The organism is Achromobacter sp. JCM 18799 (assembly GCF_055395645.1).
This window is the reverse complement of record NZ_AP043866.1, coordinates 354,091-366,359: the sequence shown is the minus strand read 5'-3', so window position 1 is coordinate 366,359 and position 12,269 is coordinate 354,091. Positions and strand designations below refer to the sequence as shown.

The 12,269-nt window shown below is 67.7% G+C and carries 12 protein-coding genes; 6 read left to right on the top strand and 6 right to left on the bottom strand.

Going from position 1 to position 12,269, the window contains the following annotated elements:
* Positions 1–33: 33 nt before the first annotated feature.
* Positions 34–657, bottom strand: a complete 624-nt coding sequence (locus ACZ5YA_RS01995) for a LysE family translocator (protein WP_464091934.1) — start codon at positions 655–657, stop codon at positions 34–36.
* A 142-nt stretch (positions 658–799) separates the two neighbouring features.
* Between ACZ5YA_RS01995 and ACZ5YA_RS01990 the strand changes: the two genes are divergently transcribed.
* Positions 800–1,282 carry an Lrp/AsnC family transcriptional regulator gene (locus tag ACZ5YA_RS01990; RefSeq protein WP_054454795.1) on the top strand — a complete coding sequence of 161 codons (483 nt, stop codon included), beginning with the start codon at positions 800–802 and terminating at the stop codon, positions 1,280–1,282.
* 19 nt (positions 1,283–1,301) lie between these two features.
* Here ACZ5YA_RS01990 and ACZ5YA_RS01985 read toward each other — a convergent pair whose 3' ends face one another.
* Positions 1,302–1,976 carry a DJ-1/PfpI family protein gene (locus tag ACZ5YA_RS01985; RefSeq protein ID WP_464091933.1) on the bottom strand — a complete coding sequence of 225 codons (675 nt, stop codon included), beginning with the start codon at positions 1,974–1,976 and terminating at the stop codon, positions 1,302–1,304.
* Between the two features lie 90 nt (positions 1,977–2,066).
* Between ACZ5YA_RS01985 and ACZ5YA_RS01980 the strand changes: the two genes are divergently transcribed.
* Positions 2,067–2,942, top strand: coding sequence for a GlxA family transcriptional regulator (locus tag ACZ5YA_RS01980; protein ID WP_118935028.1), 876 nt, complete (start codon positions 2,067–2,069; stop codon positions 2,940–2,942).
* On the opposite strand, the gene ACZ5YA_RS01975 is transcribed toward ACZ5YA_RS01980, so the two are convergent.
* On the bottom strand, positions 2,939–3,661 hold the full coding sequence (locus ACZ5YA_RS01975; protein WP_059380586.1) for an SDR family oxidoreductase: 723 nt from the start codon (positions 3,659–3,661) through the stop codon (positions 2,939–2,941). The genes ACZ5YA_RS01980 and ACZ5YA_RS01975 overlap by 4 nt on opposite strands.
* A complete protein-coding gene (locus ACZ5YA_RS01970; protein WP_059380587.1) occupies positions 3,658–4,653 on the bottom strand; it encodes a Bug family tripartite tricarboxylate transporter substrate binding protein in 996 nt (331 codons plus the stop codon). Before ACZ5YA_RS01970 ends, ACZ5YA_RS01975 begins: the two co-directional genes overlap by 4 nt.
* A gap of 103 nt (positions 4,654–4,756) precedes the next feature.
* Between ACZ5YA_RS01970 and ACZ5YA_RS01965 the strand changes: the two genes are divergently transcribed.
* The 4 genes from ACZ5YA_RS01965 (at position 4,757) to ACZ5YA_RS01950 (ending at position 9,525) form a co-directional block, all read left to right on the top strand.
* Entirely contained in the window at positions 4,757–5,797 is a 1,041-nt protein-coding gene (locus ACZ5YA_RS01965) for a cyclase family protein (protein ID WP_251880668.1), read from the top strand.
* 3 nt (positions 5,798–5,800) lie between these two features.
* The gene (locus ACZ5YA_RS01960; RefSeq protein ID WP_464091932.1) at positions 5,801–7,417 is read left to right on the top strand and encodes an AMP-binding protein; all 1,617 of its coding nucleotides are present in this window, start codon (positions 5,801–5,803) and stop codon (positions 7,415–7,417) included.
* Positions 7,418–7,419: 2 nt separating this feature from the next.
* The gene (locus ACZ5YA_RS01955) at positions 7,420–8,163 is read left to right on the top strand and encodes a GntR family transcriptional regulator (protein ID WP_059380589.1); all 744 of its coding nucleotides are present in this window, start codon (positions 7,420–7,422) and stop codon (positions 8,161–8,163) included.
* A gap of 123 nt (positions 8,164–8,286) precedes the next feature.
* Complete coding sequence (locus ACZ5YA_RS01950; RefSeq protein ID WP_464091931.1) at positions 8,287–9,525, top strand: ABC transporter substrate-binding protein; 1,239 nt, start codon at positions 8,287–8,289, stop codon at positions 9,523–9,525.
* 34 nt (positions 9,526–9,559) lie between these two features.
* On the opposite strand, the gene ACZ5YA_RS01945 is transcribed toward ACZ5YA_RS01950, so the two are convergent.
* On the bottom strand, positions 9,560–10,822 hold the full coding sequence (locus ACZ5YA_RS01945) for an allantoate amidohydrolase (RefSeq protein WP_464091930.1): 1,263 nt from the start codon (positions 10,820–10,822) through the stop codon (positions 9,560–9,562).
* An 11-nt stretch (positions 10,823–10,833) separates the two neighbouring features.
* A complete protein-coding gene (locus ACZ5YA_RS01940; RefSeq protein WP_306632969.1) occupies positions 10,834–12,189 on the bottom strand; it encodes a dihydroorotase in 1,356 nt (451 codons plus the stop codon).
* Positions 12,190–12,269: the final 80 nt, after the last annotated feature.

Below are 12,269 nucleotides of genomic sequence, written 5' to 3'. Positions count from 1 at the left end.
CGGTCCCGCGGCGCAAGCTGCGGGGCCGGCGGTTCAGGCCGGACGCTGGGCCACGGTCAGGCGCAAGCCGAAGCCGATCAACGCCAGCCCGAACGCCCGGCTCTGGATCTTCTGCGCACGGGGGCTGGCCGACATCCAGCGCCCCACCGCCCCGCCCGCCAACGCGCACAGCACGTCCAGCGCCAGGCCCAGGCTGACCAGGATCACGCCCAGCACGGCGAACTGCTGGCCTATCGGCCCCTGGGCGGGCGACACGAATTGCGGCAGCAGCACCGAGCAGAACAGCAAGGCCTTGGGATTGAGCACATTGGTCAACACGCCGCTCAATAGCGCCGGCCCCAGTCCCGCGCGGCTCGCGGGCGCCTGCCCGGAAGCATCGTAGGACACGGGTCCTGCGCGCAATAGCCGCAAGCCCAACCAGACCAGATAGCAGCCGCCCACCGTGCGCGCCGCATCGAACGCCCAGGGATGGGTCTTGAACAGCGCCGCCAATCCCAGCGCGGCCAGGGTCACGTGGGCGGCCCGCGCGATGGCCAGCCCCGCGGCCACCGCCAGCGCCTGCCCTCTGCCGCGCAGCACACCGGTTTCCAGCAGCAGGATCATGTCGGGTCCCGGCACCACGTAGACGATCAGCAAAGCCCCTAGAAACATCGCCATATCCGCCATTTCCCCGCTCCTTTTCGTCCTGACTCAGGCTATCATTCTAGGAAAATGGCGCTGGCATGTGCATCCTATTCATGCCATTGGATTTATGATGATTGGCATACTCAGCCAATCAAACAAACCTAATCCTAATTTCATGCCAAAACGCGAACTGGACGCCTACGACCGCCGGATCCTGGAAGCCCTGCAGCAGAACGGCCGGCTGACCAATGTCGAACTCGCCGAACAGATCGGCCTGTCCCCTTCGCCCTGCCTGCGGCGGGTGCGGCTGCTGGAAGAAGCCGGCGTCATCCAGGGATACGAAGCCCGCCTGGCGCCGGACGAAGTCGGCCTGGGCCTGACCGTCTTCGTCGGCATCAAGGTGGAGCGGCACCACGAGCGCGACTCGGCCCTGTTCCGCGAGGAAGTCAGCACCTTGCCGGAAGTCATCGCCGCGCACCTGGTGTCGGGCGAGTCCGACTTTCTGCTGCAGGTGGTGGTGCCCGACCTGCGCGCCTACGAACGCTTTCTGCTGGGCACGCTATTGAAGCTGCCCGGCGTGAAGGACATCCGCAGCAACTTCGCCATCCAGACCGTCAAGCCGCAAAGCCCGCTGCCGCTGGATCATCTGGCGAAGTGAGCGCGCCGCGCGCACGAACTCACGCCATCGCGGCCGCGGCCCGGTCCACCGCCTGCGAGCGGCGCTCGAAGCGCGCCTGCGACATCTCCAGATAACGCCGCACCACGGCCGGCTCCGAGGTCTTGGGCGTGCCGCCAGGAAACGGCGGCTTGGGGTCGTATTCGATCTGCAGCTGAATCAGCTTGGCCACGTCCTCGCCGCACAGGTCCGCCACCACCTTCAGCCCCATGTCGATGCCGGAGGTCACGCCGCCCGCGGTGTAGAACTTGCCGTCCACGCACATGCGCTCATCGCTGGGAATGGCGCCGAAGCGCGACAGCAGTTCACGTGCGCGCCAGTGGCTGGAAGCACGCCTGCCGCGCAGCAGGCCAGCCGCGCCCAGCAGCAGCGAACCGGTGCAGATGCCGAATACGTAGCGCGCCGCCAGGCCTTGCGCACGTGTAAACGCTACCCAGTCGGCGTCGACAATGGCATCATCCGTGCCCGGCCCGCCTGGCACCACCAGCAAGTCGCAGGGCGGCGCCGATGCGATGGTCTGCGTGGGCACGAAACACAGCCCGCGATCGCTGCGCACCGGATCGCGCGTTTTTGCGACAAAATCCACGGTGAAGCCCGGCGCGCCTGCCAGCACTTCGTACGGTCCGGTCATGTCCAGCTGGGTCAGCCCTTCGAACAAGAGAAAATTCACATGCATGACGATGCTCCGTTAGAAACGACGACTTCCAGCATAGGCGGACGCGCCCGGACGCGTGCGCCAAATACGCCGCCCGATGCGCCATTGCGCGTGCAATTCGTCCTGTACGACGGCTTCCAGCCGCTGGATCTGGCCGGACCATGGCAAGCCTTCAGTTCGGCCAACGAGGAAGCCGGCCGCAAGCTCTACCGCCTGGGCACCATCGCCGCCACGCCGCAGGTCAGCACCTGGGAACAGGGCCTGCGCATGCAGGTGGACGGCACTTTTGCCGACGACGGCGATGAGCGCCTGGACATGATGTTCGTACCCGGCGGTCCCGGCGCCGATTTCGCGGGCGCCCATGGCGAGACGCGCGCCTGGCTGCGCCGCCGCGACGCGGACGCCGGACGCACCTGCAGCGTCTGCACTGGCGCCTTCGTGCTGGCCGCCGCCGGCCTGCTGGACGGCCGCGCCGTCACCACCCACTGGCGCTCGGCCGACCGGCTGCGCCAGCTACACCCGGCCCTGCGCGTCGAAGACGACCGCATCTACATCGAAAGCGGCAAGTACTGGACCTCGGCCGGCGTCACCGCCGGCATCGACCTGGCGCTGGCGCTGATCGAACGCGACTTCGGCGCCGACCTGTCGCAGCGGGTCGCGCGCCGGTTGGTCGTATTCATGCGCCGCAACGGCGACCAGCGCCAGTACAGCCAGGCGCTGCGTATGCAGGACCGCGTGGCCGCGCCGTTCCGCGACCTGGTGGAAAAAATCGAGGCGCAGTTGTCGGCGCGCTGGTCGGTCGACGACATGGCCGATGCCTGCCAGATGTCGCGCCGCACCTTCCAGCGGAAATTCGCCGCGCATTTCGGCGTCGCGCCCACCGAAGTGCTCAAGCGCCTGCGCCTGGAACGGGCGCAGGCGCTGGCGGCATCCGGCAAGATGTCCAGGAAGGAAATGGCGCAGCTGGGTCAGGCGCTGAGCGGCTAGCCGGCCAGCCCCACCGACACGCCGCCGCACACGTACAGCATCTGTCCCGTCATGAAACCCGCCCGCCGGTCCATGAACATGGAGACCGCATGCGCGACCTCTTCGGGCCGGCCCACCCTTCCTGCCGGAATCGCCGCCTCCAAGGCCAAGGTCTGTGGCGCGCCCGGCGGGTTGGACTGGTTGAACAGTTCAGTCGCGATGGGTCCGGGCGCCACGGTGTTCACCGTGATGCCGCTGCCCGCCAGCTCCAGCGCCCAGGTCCGCGTCATCCCGGCCAACGCCGCCTTGGACGCGCCGTAGACGGTGCGTCCGTCCTTGCCCAGGGCGGCGCGGCTGCCGATGTTCACCACACGCCCGTAGCCCGCCGCCCGCATGCCGGGCAGCAGGGCCTGCATCAGCAGGACCGGCGCCGTGACGTTCAGCGCCATGATCCGCGCCATCTGCTCCTGGGTGACGTCGCCGATGCGCGCGACCTGGATCATGCCGGCGTTGTTGACCAGATGCAGGATCCGGCGTTCGGCCGCCAACTCCTGCGCGGCGGCCACGGTGACTGCGGGGTCGCTCAGGTCGACCGAGCGGAACGTCTCGCCAGGCAAGAGGGCTTCGGGCGCGCCGCGGCTGAAGTTGACGACCTGAAAGCCATCGTCGATCAGGCGCGCGACGATGGCGCGGCCTATGCCCCGGCTGCCGCCGGTGACCAGTGCGGTGGGCGTGTTCATTGCGCGGTGATTCCCTTGTCCTTGATGAGTCCGCCCCACTTCTTGCGTTCCGCAGCCTCGAAGGCCGCTAGGTCCGCGCCGAAGAGCGTGCCAGGCTTGGCGCCCATGCCGGCGAAGTTGGCCGCGACGGCCGGATTCTTCAGCCCGCTGCGCGCGGCTTCGATCAGCTGCCGGACCACGGGCTCCGGCGTGTTGCGCGGGGCGTACAGCGCAAACCAGGCGGTGACGTCAAAGCCCGGCAGGCCGGATTCCGCGACGGTCGGCAGGTTGGGCACCGAAGCATCGCGAGCCGCGGACGTGACCGCCACGCCTCGGACCAGATTGCCGTCCTTGATCTGCGCCAGCGCGCCCGGCAGGTTGTCGAACAGCAGGTCGACCTGCCCGCCGGCCACCGCCGGCAGCGATGCGGACGTGCCCTTGAACGGCACGTGCAGCATGGTCACGCCCGCCATGGCTTCGAAATAAGCGCCGGTCAGGTGCACCGAGGACCCGATGCCGGGCGACGCATAGGTCAGCTTCTTGTCCTTGGATTGCTGGGCCGCCTTGATCACGTCCGCCACCGTTTTGTAGGGCGACTTGGCGCTGACGGCGATGACGTTGGGCGTGGTGGACACCAGCGCGATGGGCACCAGGTCGCGTTCGGGGTCGAACGCCATGTTGTTGTAGAGGAACTGGTTGATGGTCTGGGTGCCGATGGTGCCCAGGCCCAGCGTGTAGCCGTCGGGCTTGGCGCGCGCCACGTAGGCCATGCCGATGTTGCCGCCGGCGCCGGGCTTGTTCTCGACCAGCACGGTCTGCTTCAGGCCCGGTTCCAGCGCGTGGGCGATGGCGCGGCCGAAGATGTCGGCGCCCCCGCCCGGCGGATAAGGCACGACGACGGTGACGGGATGATCGGGATAGCCGGCGGCGTGCGCCGCGGGCAAGGTCAGGAAGGCCAGCGCGGCCAGGGCCGGCGCAGTGATCGCCAACCTGCGTTGCAGGAATTGCGTCATGGGCTTGTCTCCTATCGAACCCGCTGATTGCGGATTTCTTTTTAAAGTACGTAAATACGTACTATATTCATAAGAACATAGAAAACCTCCAGGAGACAAGCAGATGAAACGCTGGACCCAACGCCCCGAAGGCTCCACCTGGGGCGACTTCGGCCCGGATGACGAGATCGGCCGCCTGAACCTGCTGACCGAGGAAAAAGTGCTGCAGGCGGTGCGGGAAGTGCGCGCGGGCAAGGTGTTCTGCCTGTCGCTGCCGCTGGACCTGCCGGGCGGCAACGTGCTGAATCCGCGCCGCCACGCCCCCACACTCAAGCCCACCTTCCGCGAAGGCACGCCCTACCTGAACTTCCAGATGTCGCAGGTGCAGCCCGAAGCCGTGGACGTGCTGTCCGACGACCAGGTCACGCTGTCCATGCAGTACTCCACCCAGTGGGACGGCCTGTGCCACGTGGGCGCGCTGTTCGACATCCAAGGGGACGGCGAGGCGCGCCGCGTCTACTACAACGGCTACGCGGCCGGCGTGGACGTGTTCGGCGGCGCGGATCCCGACAACTCGGACGACGCCTGCTGCCCGCCCGGCGGATCGTATGCGCGCAAGCTCGGCATCAACCGCTATGCCGAAAAAGGCATGCAGGGCCGCGGCGTGCTGGTGGACCTGGCGCGCGCGTACGGTTCCGGCCGCACGGTCGTCGACCTGGCGGGCCTGCAGGCCGCCATGCGGGCGCAGAACGTCACGGTTGAACGCGGCGACATGCTGGTGCTGCGCACCGGCTTTGCCGAGGAAATCGTGGCCATGGACGGCCAGCCCGACCCGCACAAGCTGGAACAGACCGGCGCCGTGCTGGACGGCTCCGACCGGGCGCTGCTGGACTGGATCACGCAATCCGGCATCGCCGCGATCTGCGCGGACAACTATGCGGTCGAAGCCTATCCGGCGCGCACGTCCGGCCCTGGACATTCGATCCTGCCGCTGCACCACCATTGCCTCTTCAAGCTGGGCCTGCCGCTGGCCGAACTCTGGTACCTGAAAGACCTGGCCGACTGGCTGCACGCGCAAGGCCGCAACCGCTTCCTGCTGACCGCCCCGCCCTTGCGCATGCCTGGCGCGGTGGGTTCTCCCGTGACGCCCATCGCCACGGTGTAAGCCATGAACATGCCGTACTCGACTTTCTCCGAACACCTGGACGCCTTGGCCGCGCGCCAGCCCGATGCGCCGCTGCTGATCGACCAGGACCAGCCCATCGGCGCGGCGCAACTGCGGACGCACAGCCGCGCGCTGGCCGCCGGCCTTGCCCGCATCGGCGTGCGCCCGGGGCAGCGCGTGGCGGTCTGGCTGCCCAATTGCGCCGCCTGGGTGGAATCGTTCCTGGCCTGCGCGCACCTGGGCGCGCTGGTGCTGGCGGTCAACACGCGCTTCCGGGCGCTGGAGCTGGCTGACATCCTGGGACGCGGCAAGGCGGACTGGCTGGTGTTCTGGCCGGGGTTCAAGGGCATAGACTTCCAGGGCATCCTGGGCGAGGTCGCGCCGGAACATCTGGAGCGCCTGCAAGGCGTGATCGCGCTGACGAATGCCGACGAGACGCTGCCCGCCAGCTTTCATGGCAAGCCTGCCCACCGCTACCAGGACCTGCGGTCCTGCGCAGACGCGGCGCCGCCGGCCCAGCCCAATGCGGGTGTGCTGTGCTTCACCACGTCCGGCACCACGTCCAAGCCCAAGTTCGTGCTGCACGACCAGCGCACGCTGTTGAACCACGGCGCGACCGTGGCGCGGGCCTATGGCTATGACGACCGAAGCTGCGTGCTCGCCAGCGCGCCCTTCTGCGGCGCCTTCGGCTTCGCGACGCTGGCCGGCGGCCTGGCGCAAGGCGCGCCCGTGGTCTGCGCGCCGGTGTTCGACGCCGCCCAGTCCTCTGCCGCGGTGCGCCGCCACGCGGTGACGCACACCTACGCCAACAACGAGGCCCTGGTCGGCATGATGCGGGCGGGAGCCCAAGGCGACTTCGACTCGGTGCGGCTGTTCGGCTTCGCCAGCTTCACGCCGGCGCTGGACAACATGCTGGACCTGGCCCGCGAGGCCGGCGTGCCGCTGACCGGCCTGTACGGTTCCAGCGAGCTGGTGGCCCTGGTCGCCGGCCAGCCGCGCGATCCCGCCGAGGGCGACGTGTCCGCGCGCCACCAGCCGGGCGGCACGCTGATCTACCCCGAGGCGCGCGTGCGCGCCCGCGATCCCGCCACGGGCGAAATCCTGCCGCATGGCCAGTCCGGCGAACTCGAAATCCTCTCGCCCAGCCTGATGCAGGGCTATCTGGACAATCCCGAGGCCACCCGCGGCGCCTGCACGGATGACGGCTACTTCAAGACCGGCGATCTCGGCTACACGCTGAATCCGCGCCAGTTCGTGTTCCAGACCCGCATGGGCGATTCATTGCGCCTGTCCGGCTTCCTGGTCAATCCGGTGGAAATCGAACAGGTGGTCGAAACCCTGCAGGGCGTGCGCGCCTGCCAGGTGGTCGGCGCGACGCAAAAGGGCAAGACCGTGCCCTACGCCTTCGTGCTGCTGCAACCGGGCGCCGCGGCCGACCCGGCGGGCTGGACCGCCGCGTGCAAAGCCGCGATGGCGGGCTTCAAGACGCCGGCGGGCTTTACCGTGCTGGATGAATTCCCCTCGGTGGAAAGCGCCAACTCGGTCAAGATCCAGAAGCATCGGCTGCGCGAAATGGCCGATGCCATACTCGCGGCTCCGACCACGACGCCCTCCGCCTGAACATGCCCGACCCCAAGCTCTTCTCGCGCAGCCCCCAGCCGCTGTATCTGCAGGCGGCGGCGCTGTTTCGCAGCAATATCCAGAACCGCACGTGGCGGCCCGGCCAGCAGATTCCGCCGCTGGAAGCGCTGATGGAAACCTATGGCATTTCACGGGCGACCATCCGCCAGGCATTCGGCCTGCTGGAAGACGATGGCCTGATCCGCCGCTCCCGCGGGTCGGGCACTTTCGTCAATGCCGAACTGCCTGAAACGCCCACCCTGCTGATCCCCAAGACCTGGGCCGAAACCGTGGAGCTGAGCAACCAGCTGGGCACGGTTTCACTGGTGGAGTCCAGCGCCGATTCGCCCCTGCCCGACACCCTGGGCATGCCGTGCGACGCCGACCGCGGCGGCAGCTTCCAGTACCTGCGGCGGGTGCACACCACCGATGGCGCCCCCTTCTGCTACAGCGAGGTCTTCCTGGACAGCGCGCTGTTCCGCAAGCACCGCGCCCAAATCCGCAAGAGCACCGTGGCGCCGGTGCTGGACCAGTTCTACGGCGCGCGCATCAGCGAAGCGCGCCAGGTGCTGAACGTGATCGAGGCCGGCCAGGAATCCGCCGAGTCCCTGCAGATTCCCGTGTCCTCGCCCGTGGCGGAAATACGCCGCTACGCCTGCATCGACGGCCGTGTGGTGTATTACGCGCGGCTGGAGTTCCCGTTCAGCAAGGTGCGGATGGAATTCGACCTGCTGTCCCATCGCTAGACCACATTCAAGACAAGGAGTCCCCCCACCTCGACCCGCCAGCGTCAAGCCAGAACAGAGCGCCGCAGCAGATCCCCAAGCGCCAGCAGTATCCGAACAAGATCCGGCATAAAGGAGACAACCATGCAATGCCGTAGAACCCCCCGGATTTCCCTGAAGTTGCGCAGCACGCTAGCCCTGTTATCCGCCTTTGCCGCCGCGCCCAGCGCCATGGCGCAGGCAATCTCCGACGACGTGGTCCGCCTGGGCCTGATCCTGGACATGAGCGGCGTATACGCCGACGTCACGGGCAAGGGCAGCGCGACCGCCGCCGAAATGGCCATCGCCGACTTCGGCGGCACGGTGCTGGGCAAGAAGATCGACCTGATGGTGGTGGACCACCAGAACAAGGCCGACATCGCCGCCGCCAAGGCGCGCGAGTGGTACGACACCCAGAAGGTCGACGCCATCATGGACGTGGCCGGCTCCGCCCCCGCGCTGGCCGTGCTGGAAGTGGCCCGCGAGAAAAAGAAGATCGTGGTGTTCAGCGGGCCTGGCACCGAACGCATCACCAACGACCTGTGCTCGCCCTATTCCGTGCACTACACCTACGACACCTGGTCGCTGGCCAACACCACGGCGCGCGCCACGGTCGAGCAAGGCGGCAAGAGCTGGTACTTCCTGACGGCCGACTACGCTTTCGGCCACACCTTGCAGGCGTCCGCCACCGAAGTCGTCAAGGCCAACGGCGGCACCGTGCTGGGCGCGTCGCGCCACCCCCTGGGCTCCAGCGACTTCGCCTCGTACCTGCTGCAGGCCCAGGCCAGCCGCGCGCAGATCGTGGGCCTGGCCAACGCCGGCGGCGACACGGTCAACGCCATCAAGGCCGCCAGCGAATTCGGGCTGACCAAGGGTGGCCAGAACATGGCCGGACTGCTGCTGTACATCAACGACATCCACGCCATCGGCCTGGACGCCGCCGCCGGGCTGACGCTGACCGAAGCCTTCTACTGGGACATGAACGACCAGACCCGGGCCTGGTCCCAGCGCTACTACGACAAGCTCAAGAAGATGCCCAACATGAGCCAGGCCGGCACATATTCATCGGTGATGCACTACCTGAAGGCGGTGCAGGCGGCCGGCACCGACGAACCCACGGCGGTGATGAAGCAGATGAAGTCCATGCCCATCAACGACTTCTTCGCCACCAACGGCCGCATCCGCGAGGACGGCCGCATGGTGCACGACATGTACCTGTTCGAAGTGAAGAAGCCGTCCGAGTCCAAGCGCCCCTGGGATTACTACAAGCTCGTGGCCACCCTGCCCGGCGATCAGGCCTTCATGCCGCTGTCGCGCTCGTCCTGCCCGTTGGTGAAGAAGTAACGGTTTTGCGGGCGCCCGGCGGGCGCCCGCCTCGCTATGCCCGCAGCTTGCGGTCCAGTTCCAGCACCGACTGGTACAGCACGCGGGTGCCGTCCAGCAGCTGCGCGGGCTCGATCCACTCTTCCGGGCAATGGCTGCGGCCGTTCAGACAAGGGATGAAGATCATGCCGATGGGGCCGGTGGGCGCCATGTAGACCGCGTCGTGGCCGGCGCCGCTGGGCAGGCGCATGGAGGCGTAGCCCAACTGGTCGGCGGCGGCCTGCACCGCGTCCATCACCAGCGGCGTGCAGTCGGTGGGCCGCGCGCGGCTCAGCTGGGTGAAGCTTGCGGACAGGCGCAGCGCGGTCAAGTCCGTGGCCGCGCCGGCCATCAGAGTCTCGGGGAAGGCGTCCAGCACGGCGTCGCTGTCGCTGCGCATTTCCAGCGTCAGTTCGACGCGGCCCGGCACCGCGTTGGCGGCGTTGGGCGTCATGGACAGCCGGCCCACGGTGGCGACCACGTAATGCGGATTGCCGCTGGCCGCGCTGGCCTGGCGGTGGGCGGCATCGATGATGCGGGCCGCGCCCACCAGGGCGTCGCGGCGGATGTCCATGGGCGTGGTGCCGGCATGGTCGGGCTGGCCTTCCACCGTGATCAGCACGCGGCGGATGCCGACGATGTTGGTGACCACGCCGATGGGCAGGCCGCGGCTTTCCAGCACCGGACCTTGTTCGATATGCAGTTCCACGAACGCCGCGGTGCCATCGGCAGCGCGCAGCGGCGCGCCCAGCGCCGACGGGTCGCCGCCGATGCGCGCGATGCCGGCCGCCAGCGTCTCGCCCTCGGGGTTGCGGGCCGCCAGCATGTCGGGCGTCAACTGACCGCAGAGCGCGCGGCTGCCGACACAGGAAATGCCGTAGTCGCTGGGCTCCTCGGACAGGAAGTCGATGACCTCGAAGGGGTGTTCCAGCTGCACGCCCTGTTCACGCAGGGTGTGCGCGACTTCGATGCCGGCCAGCACGCCGATGATGCCGTCGAAACGGCCCCCGGCCATCACGGTGTCGCAGTGCGAGCCGGTGGCGATGGGCTTGCGCGCGGGATCGCGCCCGGCCAGCGTGCCTATCAGGTTGCCGCCGGCGTCCAGGCGGGTCGTGAGGCCCGCGGCCTCGAATTCGCCGCGCAGCCAGGCGCGCGCTTCATCGAACAGCGGCGAGAACGCGCGGCGGGTCCAGGGGACCTCGGGCAGGGTGTAGCGGGAAAGGGTTTCGACGCGGGCCCAGAGGCGCTCGGCGTTCAGGGGGGGAAACTGCACAGACATTGCCGTTTCCCTCAGGCCTGGCGCGGACGCAGGAAGCGGCCGTCGCCCTTCTGGTTGACGATGCCCTTGCCATCGTAGACCTGCTGGCCGCGGCACCAGGTGCCCGCGACGCGCACGGTGAACTCGCGGCCTTCGAACGAACTCCACTGCACCGCCGACAGACTGGTGGACGGATCAAAGGCATAACGTTCCGGCTTGAGGATGACGATGTCGGCGTCCTTGCCCACCTCCAACGAGCCCTTGCGGTCATCCAGCAGGAAGTGCTGCGCGGGGTTGCGGCTCAGTTGGCGCACCACCATGGACGGCGCGATGCCATGCTCTTCGCAGCCGGTCCAGAAAGCGGGCAACAGCGTTTCCAGGCCGGGGCCGCCGGACGAGTTCTTGAATACGTTCGGATTCTGCTTGCGCTCCAGGCCCCAGCTGACATGGTCCGACGACACGAAGGTGCACTCATCCTTGGCGATATGGGTCCAGAGCAGATCGACCTCGGCCTTGGGACGGATCGGCGGATAGTGCTTGGTTTTCGCGCCGAAGCGGCGGGTGTGCTCTTCATGGTTCAGCATCAGGTACTGCACGCAGGTTTCAATGCTGGCGCGATGGCCATTGCGGCGGTACATGTTGCAGATCTCGAAACCGCGGGAAGTCGATACGTGTACCGCATGGGCGCGCGCGCCGGTTTCGGCGCCGATTTCATAGATCAGCGCCGTCGCCAGGTTCTCGATCAGCGGCGTATGCGCCCGCATGAACGCGTCCCAGCCGGTATCGTCGGCCTCGACCAGCCGCGCGATGTTCTTGCGGGTCAGTTCCTGCATCTGGTTGTGCACGCCGCAAACCAGTCCGGACGGAGCGATCAGGCGGAAGGCTTCATACAGGTCGTCTTCTTCGATGCGGGGAAAGCGGCCCGGGGTGGCTTCGAAGGTCGAAAACTTGAAGGCGCATACGCCGCCTTCGATGAGACCCGCCGCAGCCGCCAGGCCGTGCTGGGTGTTCAGGGTGCCGAACAGCGCCACGTCCACATGGCAATCGCGCTCCACCTCGGCGATCTTGGCGTCCAGCTGCGGACGCGAAGCCACGGGTTCCGGATCGTCGTAGGGCATGTCCACCATGACCGTCACCCCGCCGGCCGCAGCCGCACGCGACGCCCAGCCCAGTCCTTCCTGGTTCAGCTGGCTGCCCGAGTGCACCTGCCCGTCGACCACGCCGGGCACGATCCACTGGCCCCGCGCATCCACGCTGTCGCGGCCCGCGGGGGCCTGGCCAGCGCCGCGCGCCGCGATCCTGCCGTCTCTCACCGCCAGCCAGCCATCCATCACCACGCCATCCGGGTCGACGATATTGCCGCGCACCACCAAATCGAAATCGCTCATGACCGCTTCCATCCTGTGTTGAGTGCAGGCAGTGTAGGAGCGGCCATCCAAAACGTCTTATGCTTATATGTGCGTGAGAA

Excerpts from the sequence above, each read along its gene's own strand:
- ACZ5YA_RS01995 (WP_464091934.1), bottom strand. The coding sequence starts at position 657 with ATGGCGATGTTTCTAGGGGCTTTGCTGATCGTCTACGTGGTGCCGGGA.
- ACZ5YA_RS01990 (WP_054454795.1), top strand. The coding sequence starts at position 800 with ATGCCAAAACGCGAACTGGACGCCTACGACCGCCGGATCCTGGAAGCC.
- ACZ5YA_RS01985 (WP_464091933.1), bottom strand. The coding sequence starts at position 1,976 with ATGCATGTGAATTTTCTCTTGTTCGAAGGGCTGACCCAGCTGGACATG.
- ACZ5YA_RS01975 (WP_059380586.1), bottom strand. The coding sequence starts at position 3,661 with ATGAACACGCCCACCGCACTGGTCACCGGCGGCAGCCGGGGCATAGGC.
- ACZ5YA_RS01970 (WP_059380587.1), bottom strand. The coding sequence starts at position 4,653 with ATGACGCAATTCCTGCAACGCAGGTTGGCGATCACTGCGCCGGCCCTG.
- ACZ5YA_RS01965 (WP_251880668.1), top strand. The coding sequence starts at position 4,757 with ATGAAACGCTGGACCCAACGCCCCGAAGGCTCCACCTGGGGCGACTTC.
- ACZ5YA_RS01960 (WP_464091932.1), top strand. The coding sequence starts at position 5,801 with ATGAACATGCCGTACTCGACTTTCTCCGAACACCTGGACGCCTTGGCC.
- ACZ5YA_RS01955 (WP_059380589.1), top strand. The coding sequence starts at position 7,420 with ATGCCCGACCCCAAGCTCTTCTCGCGCAGCCCCCAGCCGCTGTATCTG.
- ACZ5YA_RS01950 (WP_464091931.1), top strand. The coding sequence starts at position 8,287 with ATGCAATGCCGTAGAACCCCCCGGATTTCCCTGAAGTTGCGCAGCACG.
- ACZ5YA_RS01945 (WP_464091930.1), bottom strand. The coding sequence starts at position 10,822 with ATGTCTGTGCAGTTTCCCCCCCTGAACGCCGAGCGCCTCTGGGCCCGC.
- ACZ5YA_RS01940 (WP_306632969.1), bottom strand. The coding sequence starts at position 12,189 with ATGAGCGATTTCGATTTGGTGGTGCGCGGCAATATCGTCGACCCGGAT.